We start from the raw sequence: 20270 nt of genomic DNA, 5'->3' as shown, positions 1-20270 counted from the left end.
CGTCGTTGCCCCCCTTGTGATTCGATACTCCTCGGCGCGGTCGCGGCGGAATCGCGATCGGGCGGCGCCGGGCCCGCGGGCCCGGTCGGGATCGGGGAGGCGCAATGGCCAGGACACGGTGGTCACGGCTGGTCGTCGCGGTAGCAGCGGCGGTATTGACGGTATCGGAGCTGTCGGCGTGCTCACCGGCGAGTTCGACCCAGCGGGATGCCGGGAACCCGTGGCAGATCACCGGAGCCACGACCAGCACCGGGCCCAGCGGTCCCCGGGACGGCGTACCCGACACCGATCGGCAGGCCGAGAACGGCGACGGCGGCGAGATGGACCGGCTCGCGCTCAACGCGGTCGCCGATATCGAGGAATTCTGGACGGAGAACTATTCGACGACCTTCCCGGGGGAGTTCCGGCCGGTATCGGAACTCATCTCCTGGGATGCCGACGCCCCCGAACGCGACTCGGTCGAGTTCTGCACGATCAGCACCCACGAACTGGTGAACGCCGCCTACTGCGGAACGGACGAGACCATCGGCTGGGACCGCGGCGTACTACTGCCGGAACTGGTCGAGCAGTTCGGTGAAATGGCCGTGGTGATGGTGCTCGCCCACGAATACGGGCACGCCCTGCAGATTCCCGCCGGAATCGCGACCGAGGACTCTCCGGGGCTGGTCACCGAACAGCAGGCCGACTGCCTGGCCGGCGTGTTCCTGCGGCATGTGGCCGAGGGCGACTCCCGGCATTTCACGCTCAACACCACCGAGGGCCTCAACGGTGTCCTGGGTGCCACCGTCGCGGTCCGCGACCGCGATCCCGACGACCCGGACAATGTGCACGGCAGTGCCTTCGAGCGTGTCACGGCGGTCCAGATGGGCTATACGAACGGCGCCGAGGCGTGTGCGCAGATCGACGAACAGGAGATCGAACAGCGTCGTTCCGGCCTTCCGGTGACCTTCGAGGAACCCGGTGAGGAGTACCTGCAGCTGGAAGTCACCGAGGATTCCCTCGCGGATATGGCCGCCGCGCTCGCCGATATCCTGCCGGTCGACGCTGCGCCCGAATACGACTACGACGGTGTGCCGATCCGCTGTTCCGATACGACCCCCACTGTGCCCGTCGCGTACTGCCCGGTCACCGATGTGATCGGCACGGATGTCGATGCGCTGGCCGCGCGGGCCGGAGGAACGGGCAGCGAGGACGAATCACTGTCGGCCATCGTCGCCGGCGACTACAACGCCTTCGTCGTGTTCGTCTCCCGCTATACCCTCGCCTACCAGGACGACAAACAGCTCTCCCTGGTCGGCGCCGAGACGGCGGGGCTGCGTACCGCCTGTCTGTCGGGTGTGGTCACCAACGCGCTGAGCAGGGAGAACAGTGACCCGCGCCTATCGGCGGGGGATCTGGACGAGGCGGTCTCCGGCCTGCTCGCCGACGGACTGGCCGCCAGTGATGTCAACGGCGACGTGGTCCCCGAAGGCTATCTGCGGTTGGACGCGTTCCGGTTGGGCGTGCTCGAAGGTGAGAGCGCCTGCCTCGCGGAGTACGAGTAGACGCGGGACGAGTGGATACCGCCCGTGAGCACTGCCCGGGCGCCGGCGGCTCACCGCGGGACGCCGCGTGTGCCGCCGGCCCATCGAGCACCGACCGTGCCGGGGTGCGTACGAGGGGCGGCGTCGTCCGTTCCCGGTACCGATCCCGGGGGCCGGAGCGGCGGAGCTACACGCTCACTGTCCGGCAGCCCGCGCGTCCAGCCAGGCCACCACATCCGCGAGCACCTGATCACGTTCGGGTTCGTTGAAGATCTCGTGGTAGAGCCCGTCGTAGCGGCGGACGGTGAGATCGGTGGTGCCCGCGTGCTGCTCGATCCGGTCCGTACTCGCCGGGGCGGCGATGGCGTCGCTGGTTCCGTGCAGCGCGAGCGTCGGAACCCGTAGGTCCGGCAGGCGGTCGAGCACGGCACCGGCGGCCGTGAGGATCTCGGTCGCCGTGCGGGCCGGCAACTTCCCGCGGAACACCAGCGCGTCGTTGTCGTAGGCCGCGACGACCGCCGGGTCCCGGCTGATCTGCGACGAATCCAGTTTCAGCACACCCAGATCCGGTGCCAGCCGGGTGAGCACCGGGGCCAGCAAGCGCTGCACCGGATTTCCGGCGTCGATGATCAGCGGCGGCGCCGAGACCACCACCCCGGCCACGTCCAGCGGCGCCCGGGTCGCCAGGTACAGGGTGATCAGCGCGCCCATGGAATGGCCGATCACGAACGCCGGTACGCCGGGCTGTTCCGCGCGTGCCAGGTCGAGCAGAGCTGCCACATTGTCGGCCGCATTGCCGATCGATCCGATATTGGCGCGCGAGCCCGCGTCGGCGGATTCCCCGTGCCCCACATGGTCGAACGCGTACACCGCGAAACCGGCGGTCGCCAGGGTCCGGGCGACGTACTCGTAACGACCCGAATGCTCGGCCACGCCGTGGACGAGGACGATCACCCCGCGCGCCGTCGTCGCGGGTATCCAGGAACGCCGGCTCAGCCGGTGCCCGGCGTGCTCGAACTCCCCGCGCGCTACTCGAATGTCCTGGTCGCCGGTCACCGGATCCTCCTTCGAATCTGTACACGTGGTCCGCGGTGGCGGCGCAGGCACCACCTCATCGGAACTTCTTCGAAGCCGGTGCCCGCGGTCGGCGGAGACCGCGGCGAAGGCGAAGATATCGCCTCATCGGGCCTCCTTCGAAGCTGGTCCGTATTGTCCCGGCGGCCGTAGCCTATGCGCAGGTATCGCCTCAGCCGGTCTGTTCCGGCGCGGCGAGCGCGGTGAGCAGGCGCCGGTTGAAGTCGATGAGGCGAGCGTAGTTCACTCGCGAGAGCCGCTCGTCGTTTCCGTGTATCCGTTCCAGATCCGCGGCCGTGAGCCGGATCGGGGCGAAATTGCAGCGGGTGGCGGCCAGATCGTCGTAGTGGCGGGAATCGGTCGCACCGGGAACCAGGCCGGTGGTCACCGCGGCGCCGGGCACCACCTCTTCGGTGAGGCGGGCGATCAGATCGAACTGCGGACCGGGAGCGGTCGCGGGGGAGGGTTCCGACGCCATCCCCACCAGTTCGATCCGCACCTGTGTGTCGCGGACGGTCCGGCGGCAGTGCGCGAGTACCGAGTCGACCGTATCGCCGGGCAGGATCCGGAAGTTGATCAGCGCCTCGGCCTGCTGCGGCAGCACATTCGCCTTCACTCCGCCGTGGATCACCGTGGGTGCCGTGGTGGTCCGCACCAGCGCCTCGGTCTGCGGTGCCGAGGCCATTATCCGGGTGATCACCGGCGCCGCCAGTGCCGCGAACCCGAGTAGCCGGCGTTTGGCCGCGGGGAGATGCCGGCGCAGGCGGGCGAGCATATCGGTGACCACGGGAGTGACCCGCAGCGGCATCGGATCGTCCTGGATCCGGCTCACGGCGCGGGCCAGCCGCCCGACCGCGGTCTGCCGGCCCGGCATGGACGAATGCCCGCCTTTCTCCGATACCGACAATCGAACCGTGGCGTAGCCCTTCTCGCCGACCATGATCGTGGCGACCGGAACGGTCACCTCCTCCACGATCCCCTCGGTGACCACCCCGCCCTCGTCCAGCAGCAGGTCGGCGTGGACACCCAGCTCCCGCAACCGGGCGGCCATCCGCACGGCGCCCCGGTCGCCGAACACCTCTTCGTCGTGGCCGAACGCCAGATGAACGGTATGCCGGGGCCGCACCCCGTCGGCGAGGGCGGATTCGACCGCCTCCAGGATGGCCAGCATCCGGCTCTTGTCGTCGATCGCACCGCGGCCCCAGATGAACTCCGCGTCCACCACGCCTGCGAACGGCGGATGGGTCCAGGGGGCCGGATCGTCCGCGGGCACCACGTCCTGGTGCGCGAGCAGGATCGCGGCCGTTCGCGAGGGGTCCACGCCCCGCCAGGTGTAGAGCCGGCTGTGCCCGAAGCGCTCGAGTTCCAGTTCGGCGTGCACCCGGGGGAACGATTGCTCCAGGTGCTCGGCGAGGCGCCGGAACTCCGCATCGGCCGCCGCGCCGGAACCGTCGGAGCCCGGCCCGGGCTCCTCCCGGGACACCGTGACGCACCGCAGCGCCGCGGCCAGTCGCTCTGCCGTCGCGTCGTCGGCGGGTGCGCCGGCCGCCGGATCGGCCTCCAATTCGGTGGACATCCCTGCATTCTCCTCGCCCGCGCAACCCCGGCCCGGACTGTGCGGCGTGCCGGTGCCCGCGCCGGGGCGCCGCCGCCCGTGGCCGGAGTACGTCCCGTGGCCGGAGCGTCGCGGGCCGGGCATTATTCTGGGAGCCATGGCAGCAGGCAAGCCCGACAAAGAGGCGAAGGCCGCGGCGAAAGCGGCGCGCAAAGCACAGTCGAAGGAACGTCGTCAGCAGATCTGGCAGGCGTTCCAGATGCAGCGCAAAGAGGACAAGCTGCTGCTGCCGCTGATGATCGGTGCGGTGGTCGTCACCACACTGGTTTTGTTCGGGATCGGCTTCCTCTTCGGTGTGCAGTGGTTCCTGCTGCCCTTGGGCCTGCTGCTCGGTCTGCTGTTCGCCTTCATCATCTTCGGCCGCCGGGTGCAGAAATCCGTGTACGGAAAAGCCGAGGGCCAGGCCGGCGCCGCCGCGTGGGTGCTGGACAACCTGCAGGGCAAATGGCGGGTCAGCAACGGTATCGCCGCCACCACCCAGCTCGACGCCGTACACCGGGTGATCGGCCTGCCCGGGGTGATCTTCGTGGCCGAAGGGTCGCCGCAGCGGCTGCGGTCGCTGCTGGCCCAGGAGAAGAAGCGCACCGCCCGCCTCATCGGCGACACTCCGATCTACGACGTGGTGGTCGGCAACGAGGAGGGACAGGTCCCGCTCAAGGAACTCCAGCGTTACCTGACCAAGCTCCCGCGCAATATCGACACCAAGCGGATGGATCAGATCGAGGGCCGGCTCAGTGCCCTGAGCTCGCGCAGCGGAGGTCCGGCCATGCCCAAGGGACCGATGCCGACCAACGCCAAGATGCGGGGTATGCAGCGCACGATCCGTCGTCGCTGACCCGGTGTGCGGCCGGGCGGCTCGGCGCCGGTCAGCGTGAGCGGACCACCGCGGTCCCGGTGGCCCGATCGTGCATACCGCGCCCGTCCTCGTCGGTGAACAGCGCGGGAATCACGAACACCAGCAGCGCCTGCCGCCCTAGTGCCCGCAGGAATCCCACCGGCGCCTGCGCGTCCACCCGGATCACCCGGATGCGCAGGAAATACTGCCCGGGCGTGAAGCCGAACAGCGTCACCGCCGCCACTCCGATCACGAACCACAGGATCAGGTTCACCGACGACGCCGGCATACCCCGCGCGATCAACGCCGAGATCCCGACCGCGATAAACCAGTCGACCAGCATGGCGACCACGCGCCGGAACATGCCCGGTAGCGATCCGGCGCCTTCGCGCGGCAACCCCAGCCTAGCTCCGGCGTAATCGTCGCCGGAACCCGCACCGGGGGCGACGGGAGGTCCGGAGAGCCAGGAGCCGGTGATACGTGCCATGCTCCCAGGATAAAGCGTGCCGCCGACCGCCTCCGCCGGGTGGCGGGGCAGCCTCTGTTACGCCGGGTCAGCGGTGGATTCCGGGCATATCCGACAGCCTCCGGAGGGCGCCGACCAGGGCGCGCGGCGCGAACCCGCAGTTCGTGGCGTGGCCGAGGACACGCCGCCGACACGACGTGTAACACTGGCGAAACACACTCTTGACTGGCGGGAAACACCCTGTCCATAGCGTCGGGTCGCGACGCCCCGCACTCGATACTGGCTGGGAATCTATCCGTAAGGAGAACCAAGTGACGTTCAGCACGGCCGATGAGGTCATCAAGTACATCGCGGACTCGGAGGTCGAATATGTCGACATCCGCTTCAGCGATCTGCCCGGTGTGCAGCAGCACTTCTCCATCCCGGCAAAGGCCTTCACCGCCGATCTCGCCGAAGAGGGCCTGGCCTTCGACGGTTCCTCGGTGCGGGGTTTCCAGTCCATCGACGAGTCCGACATGCTGCTGCTGCCCGACTTCAGCACCGCACAGCTCGACCCGTTCCGTGCGGCGAAGACGCTCAACATGAACTTCTTCGTGCACGATCCCTTCACCCGTGAGGCGTACTCGCGCGACCCGCGCAACATCGCCCGCAAGGCGGAGGAATACCTGCGCTCGACCGGTATCGCCGATACCGCCTTCTTCGGCGCCGAGGCCGAGTTCTACATCTTCGACTCGGTGCGCTACGACTCGCAGATGAACGGCGCCTTCTACGAGGTCGAGTCCATCTCCGGCTCCTGGAACACCGGCGCGGCCACCAACCCCGACGGCAGCCCCAACCGTGGCTACAAGGTCCGTAACAAGGGCGGCTACTTCCCGGTCGCGCCCTACGACCACTACGTCGACCTGCGCGACAAGATCTCCACCAACCTGCAGAACGCCGGATTCGAACTGGAGCGCGGCCACCACGAGGTCGGCACCGCCGGCCAGGCCGAGATCAATTACAAGTTCAACACCCTGCTGGCCGCGGCCGACGATCTGCAGCTGTTCAAGTACATCGTCAAGAACACCGCGTGGGCCGAGGGCAAGACCGTCACCTTCATGCCGAAGCCGCTCTTCGGTGACAACGGCTCGGGTATGCACGCGCACCAGTCGCTGTGGAAGGACGGCAAGCCGCTGTTCCACGACGAGGCCGGCTACGGCGGCCTGTCCGACCTGGCCCGGCACTACATCGGCGGCATCCTGCACCACGCGCCGTCGCTGCTGGCGTTCACCAACCCCACCGTGAACTCCTACCACCGCCTGGTGCCCGGCTACGAAGCCCCGATCAACCTGGTGTACTCGCAGCGCAACCGCTCCGCCGCGGTCCGTATCCCGGTCACCGGCAACAACCCGAAGGCCAAGCGCATCGAGTTCCGCGCGCCGGACTCCTCGGGCAACCCGTACCTGGCCTTCGCCGCCATGCTGATGGCCGGCCTCGACGGCATCAAGAAGAAGATCGAGCCGCTGGCCCCGGTCGACAAGGACCTTTACGAGCTCCCGCCGGAGGAGGCCAAGAACATCCCGCAGGCCCCCACCAGCCTGTCCTCGGTCATCGACCGCCTCGAGGCCGATCACGAGTACCTCACCGAAGGCAATGTCTTCACCGAGGACCTGATCGAGACCTGGATCAGCATCAAGCGCGAGCAGGAGATCGCCCCGGTGAACCTGCGGCCGCACCCGTACGAGTTCGAGCTCTACTTCGACGTGTAAGCCGTTATAGCGGCCTGATCTGCGGCGGAGCATTCGCGAACCACCTTCCGTCCGCAATACGTCCGCGACAGCTGTAGCCGAGTCCACCCATTCCGCGATCACTCCACCGGTTGCGGTCCGGGTGGACTCGTCTGCGTCCGGGCACCGAAACCCGGTTGGCTTCGCTCTCGAACATTTGCCGAAGGGGCAGGAACGGCCGGCGGCGCGGCCGTAATCGTCGGAGAGACGCTCGATAGGCGTCCTCACCGCAAATGCGTGCCGGTCTGCGCCTCGACGAAGGCCAGGTCGCCTTCGCCGGTACGTGCCGATCGCCGACCCGAGCGCGTGGCGCGAGCGCGAGACACCCCTGGACGCTGATTTCGCCGGTAACGATTTCCAAGTGACCTGCGACACATAGTCGGCGCGGGCGATGAGATCTCGACGAGCTTTCCGTCTCACCTACCGAGTTCGTAACCAGCAAGGAGATCGAAGATGGCGACCACCCCGAAGGGACCCGCGTCCTACTTCCCGTCCATCGAGGCCAAATACGGCCGCAGCATCGAGGACTGGAAGGCGGTCCTCCGTGCGGCGGGGTCGACTTCGCACAAGGAACTCGTCGAATTGCTGAAATCGGAGCACGGTTTCGGGCACGGGCATGCGAACGCGCTCGTCCAGCATCATCTCCATCCCGAGAAATGGGCCGTTGCCTGACCTGATCCGTTCAGGTCCCGGTAGGAGCACCGACACGCACGAGGGGTGCTGCGGATCGCTCCGCATCGTCGTCGGATGCTCCTGCCGGAACGGCCCGTTCGTAGCCGCCGGCCCGTGGCCGGTTCTCGCCGCTGTGTCGTGGTCCCGGCTCGGATCGGCCATCGTCGGTGGCCGGCCGGGACGGCCATCGGGCCGAGACTGCGTCGGTGGCCTCCGAATGTGCCTGTGGGGTAGGCGGGATCGTCTCGGAGTTGGCGTGCTCCCGCGCCGGTCGCGCCGCGCTCAGGCCTCCGGTGGGAGTATCGGAGGGCTGAACACCTCTTCCAAGGGGATGGGGCCGGTGTAGCGGCGGCAATTGCAGCCGACCCATTCGCGCATGCCGTGCATACCTCTGCGGGAGAGTTCGGCATGGCACTTGCCGGTTTCACGGTCGTGCAGCGCCAGGTCGTGCCCGCAGCCGCAGCGTGCCGTGATTTTCGGTGGCGAGCCGGCCCGCCGCCGTGACCCGAATCGGCCGCCTATCCAGCCGATTGCGACGAGGCCGGCACCGACCGCAAGGCTCAGTGGATCCATGGAAGAAGTATACGTATACGCATAGGTCCGTGAGTGCCGGAATGCTTCTGATATTCGTTGGCTTCTCGCTGCAGCCATAGGGTTTCGTGACGGTGCGGCCGTGGTGATTCCCGGACCGGGACGAGGCGCTGAGCCGTCTCATGGTCACTGCGACACCATCACCTCCGATTTGGTGGGTGGGGGTTTGATGACACCGACGACCTGCCCGGAGTTGATCCCGTAGTCCCGGCGGGCCACCTGGTCGCTGGAATTGCCTTCGATGGTGTGGATCCTTCCACCTTCGACGGATGCCACAACTCCGATGTGGTCGGGAGTGCCGTCGCCTTGCCAGTCGAACACGATCAGATCGCCCGGCTGGGCCTGGGCGGTGCTGGGCCTCTGCAAACCCATTGCGCCGGCGTCGTTCCAGACAGCGGGTACATAATCGAAGTCGGTCCAGGTGACGTCATAACCGGCTTGGTTCCATACCCAGCTGGTGAACGCAGCGCACCACGCGCTGCCATTGTTGTAGGGCTTGTCGGCGAATGCCTTGTCTGTTTCTTTGGTCCCGAGTTCTTTGCTCGCCACGCTGAGGGTCTTGCCCACCGGATCTACCGCATCGGTGATGCGGTACCTGGCTTTGCTGGCAGAGGGCGGCCGGTAGGCGTTGGCTGCTGCGGGAATTCCACTGTTGTTGTAGTCGTAACCGCGCGGAGGAGCCGGTACCGAACCATCGATCTGGCGCGCCGGGGCATCCATAGCGTTCGCCGCGCCCTCGACTTCCGCGTGCACCTGGTCGGCCGCGTTCAGTAGCCACCCCAGCAAATTGATTTCCACGCCGATAGGTAAACGGTAGACGCCGTCCAACCCTTTGGTCGGGGCGGGCGCGCCCTCGAGTTCTATCCGCAGCCTGTCGACGATCTCTGTGATTTCCTCGTAGGTCGTGTGGGAAGTCTTGAACGCGGAGACTGCGGAATCCTTGACATCCTTGTTCTTTTGGTCCAGCTCCGCCGTCAGCCTTTTCACGTCATTCTGTTGGGCGGTGTACTTCTCGACCATGGCGGATTTGTCCTTCGTCTTGCCCAAGTCCTCCTCGCCAGGGAGTCCTTTGGCGTCGATCCACTCGGTGAAATCCGGTGCGCTGCCCGGATCACCCGAAGCCAGCAGCAGTATCGACCGGTTGATGTGCTCCTCGACGGCGTCGATGACGGCGTTCAGGCCACCGCTGGCGCCGGGGGGGTGGGGCAGGGGGTCGATTTCGAGCTTATCGACGGTGGTCGGACTCATCGGAAGCTTCTCTCTGCGCCGGCCGTACAGCCACGACAAACGAACACGCGGTGTGAACCGGCTCCGGGCGAAACCTGCCCGGCTCGGAGCCGCACCTCAGTGCGTTATAGCACGATTTACGGACATTCCCGGCAACGAGAACTACGCTCATGCGCTCATCCACCGACCGTGAGTGCGCAATACGGTGGACACCATGGCCGGGTGCGCGCCGGCGCGAAGGATCGGAGTTGTACACATGGTGATTCGGCAACGATCGGGTGCGGCCGAGGTGGACAGCGCGCCGGTGTACGGGGAACCGTTCGAGACAGCGGACGGTGCCATCGTCATCACCGTCTCGCGCCGCGGTAGCTTTCCCGGTTCGGCGATGCGACCGGCGGGAATCTTCGTGGTCCGTGACGGTGCCGCCAGGTGGGTCCCGGCGGTGGACGTCAATCGGATAGCGCAGTTGGGGGAATGGATCGGGTTGCTCGCCGCCGTGATCGCCGCTCTCGCGGTGCTGCGGCGACCGCCGTGGCCGGATCTCTCTTACCGGCGCACTTGCTGAAGCGGTCAACGGATCGTCTCCGCCGCTGCCGTTTCGGTCGTCCGCGCAGTACGGACGGCTGCCCCGGCCGGCGTTCCCGGCCACGTGACCTCACCGATCGTTCGGCAGTATCCCGGCCACATCCGGCGCGACCGTGCGGCGTGCCTCGGTGAGCAGAGCTATCGCCCGCGGTCCTACGCCGTGCAGCGCGAGCAATTCGGCCAGGCGTTCTGGCAGATCGCCGATCGTCCGGTATCCCGCCTCGATCAACGCGCCGGTCGCCGGCCTGCCGATTTTCACCCCGTCGAAAACGGGTCCACGATCCTCGGTGGTCACGCCGGCGAATCTACTCCGTGGTGCCGACGCCGCAGCCGGATCGCGCGACCGGATGGTGTGCTTCGCCTGACTGATCACAGCGGTTTACCGGTGTGGATTCGGCTGCTGTCGTCGTCGCTGCGCGGGTGCCGGCGGAGTGGCGTGTGCGCTCGCGGCCGGCTCGGTCTTGCGCGGCAGCCGGGTCAGGCTCTATGGTTCATTACATGAGTAGTGAACCACTTGGCCAACGGGGGTGAGGGCCTTTGCTCGCGGACGGTAAGCCGCTCTTCCTGCAGATCGCCGAGATGGTCGAGAACTCGATCATCGACGGATCGCTTCCCGAAGAGGCGCAGGCACCGTCGTCGAACGAGCTCGCGGCCTTCCATCGGATCAACCCCGCGACAGCGGCCAAAGGCCTGAACCAGCTGGTGTCGGACGGGATTCTGTACAAGAAACGAGGGATCGGCATGTTCGTCACCGCCGGTGCGCGCGGTGCGTTGCGGCTGCGGCGCAAGGAGCGATTCGCCCAGCAGTACATCGACCCGCTCATCGCCGAAGCGGACAAACTCGGTATGGGCATCGAAGAACTCAAGACCCTGCTCGACCAGCGGGAGGGGACCCGGTGAGCACCACCTTCATAGATCCGGCACTCGACAATGCCGTACTGGCCCGAGCCCGCGGGGTGACCATGCGCTTCGGTTCGGTCACCGCGCTCGACGATGTGACCTTCGATCTGCGCGAGAACACCGTCTACGGTCTGCTCGGCCGCAACGGCGCCGGCAAGACGACCCTCATGCAGGTGCTCACCGGCCAGATGTTCCAGACATCCGGGGAGGTCCGGATCAACGGCGCGGTGCCGCACGAGAATTCCGAGGTACTGCGATCGGTGTCGTTCATCAAGGAGAGCCAGGCCTATCCGGCCGATTACAAGGTCAAGCACGTGCTGAGCGCCGCGCGGCACCTGCTCCCGAACTGGGACGAGGATTTCGCCCGCGAACTCGTACGCGATTTCGATCTGCCCGCCGACCGCAAAGTGAAGAAGCTTTCCCGCGGGATGACCTCCGCGCTCGGGGTGATCGTCGGTCTCGCCTCCCGCGCCCCCCTGACCTTCTTCGACGAACCGTACCTCGGCCTGGACGCCGTGGCCCGGCAGCTCTTCTACGACCGGCTGCTCGCCGACTACACCGAACACCCGCGCACGGTAGTGCTTTCCACACATCTCATCGACGAGGTCGCCGACCTGCTCGAGCACGTGCTGCTCATCGACCGCGGCCGGCTCGTCGCCGACGCGTCCGCCGACGAGCTGCGCGACGGCGCCCTCACGGTCTCCGGACCGACGTCCGATATCGATCGTTTCGTCGCCGGTAGAACGGAACTGCGTCGCGAATCGCTGGGAACCCAGAGCCGGGTACTGCTGCGCACCACCGACAACGCCACCGACACCCGGAACGCCCAGACCCTCGGACTGCTGGTGGAACCGGTCTCGCTGCAGCAATTCATCGTCGAAACCACACCTCTGCACGGCAAGGAGAACTCATGATCGCCCGCGCTCTGCAAGTGTCCCGGATCCACACCGTGGCCTGGCCGCTGCTGATCGCCTGGCCGCTGGGGATCCTGGTCGCCGCCTTCATGATCCCATGGGTGATCTTCGCCCTCATCGACGCCACCGACTCGAACACGACCGGCAGTATCTACTCGATTCTGGGCGTGACCATGGCCTTCTACATGGGCGCGATGACCCAGACCTTTCCCTTCGCTCTCGGCCTCGGCGTCACCCGCCGTGATTTCTTCAATGCCACCGTGCTGGTGGGCGCGGTGCAGGTCGCTGTCATATCGCTGCTGTTGTGGATTCTGGCCGTCGTCGAGGACCACACCGACGGCTGGGGTGTGCGGATGGAGATGTTCGGTCTTCCGTCGCATTTCACCGACAACCGGCTGACACAGCTGGCCACCTACGCGGCTTTCCTGGGCCTGGTCGCGAGTGTCAGTCTGTTCCTGGGCGCGGTCTACCAGCGCTGGCGGGTCACCGGCCTCTACACGGCCGGTGCGGTCTTCCTGGTCGCCGGCGGGCTCATCGCCATCCTGGTGACCTGGCAGAGGTGGTGGCCCGCAGTGGGTTCCGGGTTCGCCGACGCGCCCAGGGTGGTGGTGATGGTGGTGCTACCGGCCGTGCTCGCCCTGGCCGCACTGATCGGTGCCCGGGTCGTCATTCGTCGCGCGACGGCCTGACCGAGACCGAGAAGTGCGTCGGTTCGGAATCGCGGAGGTGCCACCGAACGCGCCATCGGACGACCGCGTCGCCGGAAGGAAACCGACAGTCACTGTCGCCGCGGCCCGTTCCGTTTTTCACCCGGACCACCGATGTGGGCCATGTATTAGCCTAGCCCGCGCATGGGCTTGGGAGCCGGCATCAAAGTTCCACCTGTGCGGTGGACGCCATGGCAGCGGCTGCTGAGGGGTCAGAGCTGTCTTGCGTTATTTCGTATCGAGGATGGGCTTCTCGGCCGACTGCTTCGGCAAACTTAACGTTTGTGGTGTAGCGACGCGGAGTTTCGGATGGCGCGGCGTACCGGCTCGGGGCGCGGTGAGCGCTACGTGCTGCTGGGATGCAGTCGGCACTCTGTCCGCTGAGCTGCACCACTCGGAGTGGTTGTGGTTGTCTTTCCCACCTGTGATAATTCGTCGGATGGTATGGAACGCTGGGTCGGCGCTGTCGATGGGAGGAGGAATGTTGCGGCAGTTCTCATGGCAGGCTCGGCAGCACTGTGCGGAGGGCCGGAGCTTCGAAGAAGCGATCGTGTCGGGCGGCGACGGCGTGTTGTCCTCTCGGCAATGGAGTGCCTGTTCCGGAGGCTCGCGGTGAGGCATCCCAAAACTGTCGAGGCGCTGGCCCTGGCACGCGCATTGGTCCAAGCGACCGATGACATGCTGGAGCAGGTCGACCGCATCCGCGCCAGGCGGCCGTCCCCCAGCGGCCGAGTGATCCCGGAAGTAGACGGGATGTTCAGGTTGACCGACATGTACATTGCGCCGGGTACGATCGCGCATTTTGCGAACAGCCGCGTACTGGCGGCCGACATCATGGCCGCCATCAACGAGAGCACCATCGATGCTGCCCGCCAGCACAAGCAGACCATCCAGGAGGCGGCTTGGCCGGACATACCGCAGGTTTCATGGGTGCCGAGGCGTCGTTGACCAGGCGGGTATGGTCCCGTGCAGCGTCCGCGTTGTGTCGGCTATGAGCACTGCAGATGACGAAGGGGTATCGTCGCCCGGGAATCGGGGCCAGCAGATTTACGAGGTCTTCAATTCGGACTATTCGGTCGGCGTCGCCTGCAACACGGCCGGGGTGATAATAGGTCTGCATCTCGGAGAGTCGATTATGGACAATACGGACGCGTGGCTGGCGGCGGAACTTGTTCGAGTCGCTCGTCTCGCTCGTATGAAATCAGAGGTGGGGCGCCGAACGATCTTGCTGGAGCGAGGGGTTCTGCCGCACGTTGCGGATACTCTGGGGCTCCCGAACGAGGTTGCTTACCAGCACGCGGAGAAGGCGGAATTCGGGGACGGCTTCTGAGTCATTCCTATGGGCAGGCAACATCCAGGCGTTTCGTCATGGGCTCTCGGATTATCATGCTCCCAGCTATGGGGATGCACGAAAATAGTCCGAGTAGCTCTGATCGGGAAAGGATTCGGCGCCATGGACGATGTCTTCAAGCAGCGGCCGGACGATGTACGTGGTCGAGCGGGTCGGACACTCGATGGCGTCTCCCCGCTCCGCGACAAGTCCAAGGATGATCAGGACTGGGAGGCTCAGCTCTACGAAGGGGCGGGTTACGGTGTTCACGCGTATGCCGTTGCGGCCCGTAAGAAGCGGCTCGCGCGTACCAACGGCTGGACAGCCACGGCCGACGCACAGCAGGGAGCAGGGGACATCGGTAACGCTGCAGCGACGAACTTCGAGCACGTCGATCTTCAGGGGCGCGCCGACGTCAGACAGGAATCGGGCGAGGTTTGACGCAGTGCACCTGCGTGTGCGCGGCCGGCTGGTCGTAGCGGTTGCCGGGGCCATGATTCACTGGCTCTGAATTCGGGTGATGGTGGCGCAACCGATGGAATCCTCAGTATCGAGCAGGGTGTATGACCGACTACTATGTTTATAGCAAGGATGGTTTTGAAAAACAGGACCATCCACCCAAAACGGGCTTTTACTACACCCAGGGCGACGATGGTGTCGTGCTCTACGAGGCTGATCCGTGGGGTGATGCCGCACCGAGAAAGCATGGATCGTGGGACGGGCCGGACGATCTCGACAGTATCGTTACTGCTGACGGCGAAGCATACGGAGTCGACGCCGATCATCACGGCTTCCTTTGGTTGGATGTAACTTACAAGATCGATAAGGACGATCGAAAAAAGGGTGATGATCCTAAATCGCTCCTCGATACCTTTGGTCCCGACTACAAGCCAAAAGACTCCGACAATCTCATCAAAGATGACGGCACATTTGTCGAGCTAACCACTAAAGACGGAAAATATGACAATTCTTGGCTGAGAATTGAAACACCTGTCGGGACTGGTGGAGTGAAGCCGTCTCGATATCTTGTTTTGGCCATCGAGCGGGCAAATCGTGAACTCAATTACTTGACCCATCAAATAGGTACCGGAGATATAAATAAGCCCAAATTCCTCCAGGATCCGAAGGGTGACAAGAAGATACTGGATGACGGCCTGGACGATGAATTCATAAAGAGGCTTCACGACGCGGCGGGGAAATCATATGAGGCCGAAGGGACACTGAAGGCCGAGTTGGTGACAATGAAGGAAGCCTGGATGGACGTCGACAAGAGCTTCGGGACGGACGTCTTGGTGATCGACGACTACAATCACACCACCTTCAAAGGAATGGTAGATAAAATTTCGGCGGCGAATGAGGCAATCGCCCGAAGTTTGATCGGGGTGAACGATGAGCTGGAGAAGCCGATCGATGATGCCGACGATGATTTGGACCTTTCTCAGGTAGGTATTCAGCACCTGGTCGAAGAAGCGCCCCTGTTCCGAATTATTGCCGACGGTGTCGAGGGCTGTGCGAAGCTCGTCGATGAATACGCCGACAAGATGCAGAAGCTAGCCGAGAAAGATGCGGATAGGTACGGGCATCTGGTTGACGACAAAAAATGGCACCGAGGGAACGACCCGGAATCGGAAAAGCCGCCGGAGAAGAAAGATCCCAAGAAGAAGAAGGAAGAGGAAGATCCCGGGGATAAGACTACGCCTCCTCCGACTACGACCACACCTCCTCCGACTACGACTACGCCTCCTCCGACTACGACTACGCCTCCTCCGACTACGACTACGCCTCCTCCGACTACAACCACACCTCCCGCGACTCCGGTCAACGCCGATGACGCGCTGAAGGACTTGAACAAGCAGTACGACCAGATTCTGGGCGATTCGACCAAGAAGCCGACGGATGGTACCGAAACCCCTGGTACCGACGGGGAGAAGTCACCGTCCGGCGTGACCGGGCAACCCGTCGCCGGTAACCAGAGTTCCGGTGGCGCCACCCAGGCTCAGCCCGCTGTCCAACCCGCTGTGCAGCCCGCGGCGAGCGGCAGTCCGGATATGAGCAGCCTCGCGATGCTCCCCTTGCTTTCCCAAATGGCGAACGGTGGGAACCAGCCGGGTAATGACGGTGGCGACAAGGACGACAAGGACAAGGGCAAGGACGATCCCCGCGGCCGGGGTCGCGAGGTTCCCGCTCCCGGCCAGGCGTCGCCGGGCGTTGCTCCTGGACCTACCGATCAGGGGCCCGGCGTGCAGCCGGCTGTCACCGCGCCTACCGATACCGGTACTCCGCCGGTAGTGATGACGCCCGGTGCGTCGGTCGACTACAAGCCGTACGAGGGCTACAAGGCGCCAGACGGTAAGGGCACGGTCCCTGTGCCACAGGCGGCAGCCGAGGCGCTGACACGACAGGCGGGGAATTCGGCGCTCAATGCGTTCACCGCCTATGAGGGTACGCAGGCATCCCAGGACATGGGTGGTACCTGGAAAACCGCCGAGGGAGAGTTGCGCACCGGTGACGTGGTCCGGTGGGAGAACCACAGCGCCGTCGTGTTCAACGACGGGTCGGGTCCGCAGTACTGGAAGGACGGTCAGCTGGTCCGGCTCGAGCAGAACGGCGATCTCGACAACCTCGGTCACGGGAAATTCGTAGGGTTCCTCCGCCCACAGGGGCTGGGCGAGGCGGACGCGCAGCAGCCGGCCGCGCCGCCGGGCCTGCCCAAACCGGAGGTCACCATGTCCACGCCGCAGGCGCCACCGTCGGTCCAGGCGCCGCAAGAACCCAAGGCGATATGATCCGACCGGCCGGGCGCGTAGTTCGCGCTCGGCCGACCGGAACGTGCCGGGGTGGGTGTTACTCTCCGCTGAGATCATCAGAGGGAGGCTGTCATCAACGCGCTGTTGCTCGTACTGCTCGTCGTCGCGCTCGTTGTAGCGGGAGTCGCGCTGTTGTTGTTGGTACGGAAGAAGAACGAGCCCGCTGCCGCAACCGGCCCCGCCGATCCGTTCGCCGACAAGGATTCCGATGCGCTGCGCGGTGATCCGCGGGCGCTGAAGGCGGGGGATATCCTCGATATCTTCGGCCAGACCTACACCGTCCGTGGCTCCCTCCGTCTGAAAGAGGGTGGGTACCAGTGGAGTGAGCATCTACTGGATACCGCCGGCGGCAGCCGCAAATGGTTGTCGGTGGAGGAGGACCCGGATCTCGAGCTGGTGCTCTGGACCGAGACACCCGGGGTCCCGGCCGCGGGCGGGGATGAGATCGAGCACGACGGGAAGACGTTCCGGCTCGACGAGTCGGGACGCGCCCAGTACGTCAGCGAGGCGACCACCGGCCTCACCCCCTCGGGCACTGTCGCCTATCACGACTATGCCGCCGCGGACGGCACCCGGCTCTCCTTCGAGGATTTCGGCGAATCGGGCAAAAAGGAAGCCGCGGTCGGGCAGGTGCTGTACCGGAGTGCGATTATGATCTACCCGCAGTCGTCGAACTGAGCGATAGCTGCGGCACCGGAGGGACTGTGCGCCGGACCGGGGGAAGGTTTGCTGTGAGTCGTAAGTCCTGGCTGTTCGCCGCGTGCGCCGTGATTCTCTCGGTTGTGCTCTCCGGGTGCGGGTCCGATGACGACGACGATATCGGTGTGCGGTCCTATATCGGATCGCACTACACGCGCGCGCCGAAGCTCGACGAAGCGAACAACGGGACGGCGTACACGTCGAACAAGTCACCGACCGCGACCGCCGACGGCATCACCGCGGCCGCGCGGCCGCTGGACCGGCGCACCGCCGGCGCCACCACCTACCTGCAGTACCGGAACGACATCGTCGCGATCTCCCCGAACGGCACGGGGGCCAAGGTCTTGCTGGACGACTACCGGACCGGGCACCGGCGGCATCACAGCGCGGTCAGCGTCTTCGGCTGGCCCAGCGACAACACCGGCTTCCGTGGCGGCGGCTCCGGCGACGGAAAATAGCCGCCGCTCGCACGTCCGGATCCACTTCCAGGAGGAAACAATGCTCGAAGACCTGCCCGCGAACGCCGGCGCCGCGGCCGCCTACTCCGGCCTCGGGATCGTCCTGATGGTGCTGGGATTCGTCCTGGTGGATGTGCTCACCCCCGGCAACCTGCGTCATCAGATCTGGGTGGAGCGCAATCGCAACGCCGCGCTGCTGGTCGCCGCGAACATGCTGGGTGTGGGCATCATCGTCGCCACCGCCATCTGGACCTCCGACGGCGCGATCGGGCAGGCGCTGGTCACCAGCGCGGTGTACGGGGTCATCGGTCTGGTGGCGATGGCGCTGGCGTTCCTGCTGCTGGAGTTCACCACCCCTGGTGAATTCCGGGGTGTGGTGAACGAGCACGAACTGCATCCGGGGGTGTGGGTGAGCGCGGCGGTGCACATCGCCGTCGCGGCCGTGGTCGCCTCGGCTCTCACCTGAGTTGGCGCCGCCGCGGGATCCTGCCGCGATCACCGTCGCGCCCGGACCGGTCGCAGACGGGCAGGCCGACGAGACCGGGCGCGCCGCGGGACCGGCGCCGCCGATAACCGGTCGGCTCGCGCGATCTGCCCTGCTCACCACGGTTTTCGTCTGCGCCGCATGCGGACTGGTGTACGAACTGTCCCTGGTGACGCTGGGCAGCTATCTGATCGGCGACACCGCCACCCAGGCATCGATCACGCTCAGCGTGATGGTCTGCGCGATGGGGGTCGGCGCCCTGGCCGCGAAACCGTTGCGACATCGTGCCGCCACTGCCTTCGTGGTGGTGGAACTGGCGCTCGCGCTGGTGGGCGGTCTCTCGGTGCTGGGCCTGTACGCCGCCTACGCCTGGCTCGACCTGTACACGGCGGCGCTGGTGGCGGCGTCCTGTGTGATCGGGGCCCTGGTGGGCGCCGAGATCCCGCTGCTGATGGAGATGCTGCAGCGGATTCGCAAGCAGGAGGCGGGCAGTGCGGTCGCCGATCTGTTCGCCGCCGACTATGTGGGCGCCCTCCTCGGGGGTCTGGCGTTCCCGTTCTTGCTGCTGCCGGTGTTCGGGCAGATTCGCGGCAGTCTGATCGTCGGGGTGGTGAACGCGGTGGCCGGGCTGGTCCTGGTGCTCATCTGGTTCCGCGTCGACCTGTCCCACCTGGTGAAATCGGTTCTCGGCGCGGTGACTCTGCTGGTGGCGGCGGTGCTGGTCGGCAGCTATGTCTACGCCGACCGATTCGAGGCCACCGCCCAGCAGGCGCTGTTCGCGTATCCGATCGTCTGGCAGCGGCAGACCGAATACCAGAAGATCGTGCTCACCGAATCGGTGTCACCGTTCGGAACCCGCGACACCCGGTTGTTCCTCAACGGTGATCTGCAGTTCTCGTCGGTGGACGAGTACCGGTACCACGAGGCCATGGTGCATCCGACGCTGGCCGGGCCACGCCGTGACGTGCTGGTCGTCGGCGGTGGTGACGGGCTGGCACTGCGGGAGATCCTGGAATATCCGGATGTGGAGTCGGTGACGCTGGTCGAACTGGATCCGGCCGTGATCGAGCTCGCCCGCACCGATCCGCGGCTCACCGAACTCAACCGGAATTCCTTCGCCGATCCCCGGGTGCAGGTGGTGACGGCCGACGCGTTCTCCTGGTTGCGGACCGCCCGCGCCGACTACGACGCGGTGATCGTCGATCTACCCGATCCGGACCAGACCTCCATCGCCAAACTCTATTCCACCGAGTTCTACGCGATGACGGCCCGGGTGCTGGCGCCGGGCGGCACCATGGTGGTGCAGGCGGGTTCACCGTTCTTCGCCCCGCATTCGTACTGGTGTATCGCGGCCACCGTCCGCACCTCCGGCCTGCACATTCTGCCGTACCACGTGGACGTACCCAGTTTCGGTGACTGGGGTTTCGTCCAGGCCACCGGTGACCCCGAGCCGCGGCTCGCGCTGGACCCGCCGGCCCCGCTGCGGTCGATGGACGAATCGAGCCTGCGGGCCGCGACGATCTTCGCGCCGGATCGCCGGGACACCGGCGAGCAGCCGTCGACGCTCATGCATCCGACGATTCTCGAATTGGCCCGCAAGGAATGGGTGTGACCTCC

Annotated in this window: 22 protein-coding genes; 16 read left to right on the top strand and 6 right to left on the bottom strand. The window is 65.7% G+C overall.

The window, feature by feature from the left end; all coding sequences use genetic code 11:
• Nucleotides 1-104: 104 nt before the first annotated feature.
• The gene (locus tag NS4_RS13185) at nt 105-1544 is read left to right on the top strand and encodes a neutral zinc metallopeptidase (protein WP_063059821.1); all 1440 of its coding nucleotides are present in this window, start codon (nt 105-107) and stop codon (nt 1542-1544) included.
• A 174-nt stretch (nt 1545-1718) separates the two neighbouring features.
• Here NS4_RS13185 and NS4_RS13180 read toward each other — a convergent pair whose 3' ends face one another.
• Complete coding sequence (locus tag NS4_RS13180; protein ID WP_245665350.1) at nt 1719-2579, bottom strand: alpha/beta hydrolase; 861 nt, start codon at nt 2577-2579, stop codon at nt 1719-1721.
• Nucleotides 2580-2769: 190 nt separating this feature from the next.
• Nucleotides 2770-4173, bottom strand: coding sequence for a M20/M25/M40 family metallo-hydrolase (locus NS4_RS13175; protein WP_063059820.1), 1404 nt, complete (start codon nt 4171-4173; stop codon nt 2770-2772).
• 136 nt (nt 4174-4309) lie between these two features.
• Here NS4_RS13175 and NS4_RS13170 point away from each other — a divergent pair, with 136 nt between their 5' ends.
• Nucleotides 4310-5047, top strand: coding sequence for a DUF4191 domain-containing protein (locus tag NS4_RS13170; RefSeq protein ID WP_063059819.1), 738 nt, complete (start codon nt 4310-4312; stop codon nt 5045-5047).
• Between the two features lie 31 nt (nt 5048-5078).
• Here NS4_RS13170 and NS4_RS13165 read toward each other — a convergent pair whose 3' ends face one another.
• The gene (locus NS4_RS13165) at nt 5079-5534 is read right to left on the bottom strand and encodes an RDD family protein (protein ID WP_063059818.1); all 456 of its coding nucleotides are present in this window, start codon (nt 5532-5534) and stop codon (nt 5079-5081) included.
• A gap of 290 nt (nt 5535-5824) precedes the next feature.
• Between NS4_RS13165 and glnA the strand changes: the two genes are divergently transcribed.
• A complete protein-coding gene (gene glnA / locus NS4_RS13160; protein WP_063059817.1) occupies nt 5825-7261 on the top strand; it encodes a type I glutamate--ammonia ligase in 1437 nt (478 codons plus the stop codon).
• A 471-nt stretch (nt 7262-7732) separates the two neighbouring features.
• Entirely contained in the window at nt 7733-7951 is a 219-nt protein-coding gene (locus NS4_RS13155) for a DUF4287 domain-containing protein (RefSeq protein ID WP_063059816.1), read from the top strand.
• Nucleotides 7952-8233: 282 nt separating this feature from the next.
• On the opposite strand, the gene NS4_RS31495 is transcribed toward NS4_RS13155, so the two are convergent.
• Entirely contained in the window at nt 8234-8524 is a 291-nt protein-coding gene (locus NS4_RS31495; RefSeq protein WP_084487183.1) for a hypothetical protein, read from the bottom strand.
• Nucleotides 8525-8668: 144 nt separating this feature from the next.
• Nucleotides 8669-9790, bottom strand: coding sequence for a C40 family peptidase (locus NS4_RS13150; RefSeq protein ID WP_063059815.1), 1122 nt, complete (start codon nt 9788-9790; stop codon nt 8669-8671).
• A gap of 235 nt (nt 9791-10025) precedes the next feature.
• On the opposite strand from NS4_RS13150, the gene NS4_RS13145 reads away from it, so the two are divergent.
• Nucleotides 10026-10334 carry a hypothetical protein gene (locus tag NS4_RS13145; RefSeq protein ID WP_063059814.1) on the top strand — a complete coding sequence of 103 codons (309 nt, stop codon included), beginning with the start codon at nt 10026-10028 and terminating at the stop codon, nt 10332-10334.
• Nucleotides 10335-10424: 90 nt separating this feature from the next.
• Here the strand turns inward: NS4_RS13145 and NS4_RS13140 are convergent, their stop codons facing one another.
• Nucleotides 10425-10649 (bottom strand): hypothetical protein, encoded by a 225-nt coding sequence (locus tag NS4_RS13140; RefSeq protein ID WP_063059961.1) that lies wholly within the window; start codon nt 10647-10649, stop codon nt 10425-10427.
• A 284-nt stretch (nt 10650-10933) separates the two neighbouring features.
• Here NS4_RS13140 and NS4_RS13135 point away from each other — a divergent pair, with 284 nt between their 5' ends.
• The 11 genes from NS4_RS13135 to NS4_RS13085 all read left to right on the top strand — a co-directional run bounded on the left by NS4_RS13135 (nt 10934) and on the right by NS4_RS13085 (nt 20265).
• The gene (locus NS4_RS13135; protein WP_439955785.1) at nt 10934-11254 is read left to right on the top strand and encodes a GntR family transcriptional regulator; all 321 of its coding nucleotides are present in this window, start codon (nt 10934-10936) and stop codon (nt 11252-11254) included.
• A gap of 62 nt (nt 11255-11316) precedes the next feature.
• Complete coding sequence (locus tag NS4_RS13130; RefSeq protein WP_084487222.1) at nt 11317-12168, top strand: ABC transporter ATP-binding protein; 852 nt, start codon at nt 11317-11319, stop codon at nt 12166-12168.
• Nucleotides 12165-12857: a hypothetical protein gene (locus NS4_RS13125; RefSeq protein ID WP_063059811.1), complete on the top strand. Its 693-nt coding sequence runs from the start codon at nt 12165-12167 to the stop codon at nt 12855-12857. The genes NS4_RS13130 and NS4_RS13125 overlap by 4 nt, the downstream gene beginning before the upstream one ends.
• Nucleotides 12858-13487: 630 nt before the next feature.
• Nucleotides 13488-13823 carry a hypothetical protein gene (locus NS4_RS13120; protein WP_157106029.1) on the top strand — a complete coding sequence of 112 codons (336 nt, stop codon included), beginning with the start codon at nt 13488-13490 and terminating at the stop codon, nt 13821-13823.
• Nucleotides 13824-13866: 43 nt separating this feature from the next.
• Nucleotides 13867-14205, top strand: a complete 339-nt coding sequence (locus NS4_RS13115) for a hypothetical protein (RefSeq protein WP_157106028.1) — start codon at nt 13867-13869, stop codon at nt 14203-14205.
• Nucleotides 14206-14328: 123 nt separating this feature from the next.
• The gene (locus NS4_RS13110) at nt 14329-14646 is read left to right on the top strand and encodes a hypothetical protein (protein ID WP_063059808.1); all 318 of its coding nucleotides are present in this window, start codon (nt 14329-14331) and stop codon (nt 14644-14646) included.
• A gap of 122 nt (nt 14647-14768) precedes the next feature.
• Nucleotides 14769-16991, top strand: a complete 2223-nt coding sequence (locus tag NS4_RS13105; protein WP_157106027.1) for a hypothetical protein — start codon at nt 14769-14771, stop codon at nt 16989-16991.
• Between the two features lie 105 nt (nt 16992-17096).
• Nucleotides 17097-17690 carry a DUF4178 domain-containing protein gene (locus NS4_RS13100; protein WP_245665348.1) on the top strand — a complete coding sequence of 198 codons (594 nt, stop codon included), beginning with the start codon at nt 17097-17099 and terminating at the stop codon, nt 17688-17690.
• A 53-nt stretch (nt 17691-17743) separates the two neighbouring features.
• On the top strand, nt 17744-18169 hold the full coding sequence (locus tag NS4_RS13095) for a DUF4247 domain-containing protein (protein ID WP_063059805.1): 426 nt from the start codon (nt 17744-17746) through the stop codon (nt 18167-18169).
• A 40-nt stretch (nt 18170-18209) separates the two neighbouring features.
• On the top strand, nt 18210-18635 hold the full coding sequence (locus NS4_RS13090; protein WP_030523977.1) for a DUF350 domain-containing protein: 426 nt from the start codon (nt 18210-18212) through the stop codon (nt 18633-18635).
• A gap of 1 nt (nt 18636) precedes the next feature.
• Complete coding sequence (locus NS4_RS13085; protein WP_439955781.1) at nt 18637-20265, top strand: polyamine aminopropyltransferase; 1629 nt, start codon at nt 18637-18639, stop codon at nt 20263-20265.
• The last annotated feature ends 5 nt before the right edge of the window (nt 20266-20270 follow it).

The sequence above is a fragment of the Nocardia sienata NBRC 100364 genome (assembly GCF_001613205.1).
GTDB classification, from domain to species: Bacteria; Actinomycetota; Actinomycetes; order Mycobacteriales; family Mycobacteriaceae; genus Nocardia; species Nocardia sienata.
The sequence above is the reverse complement of the archived record's forward strand: the minus strand, read 5'-3'. Positions and strand labels throughout refer to the sequence as shown.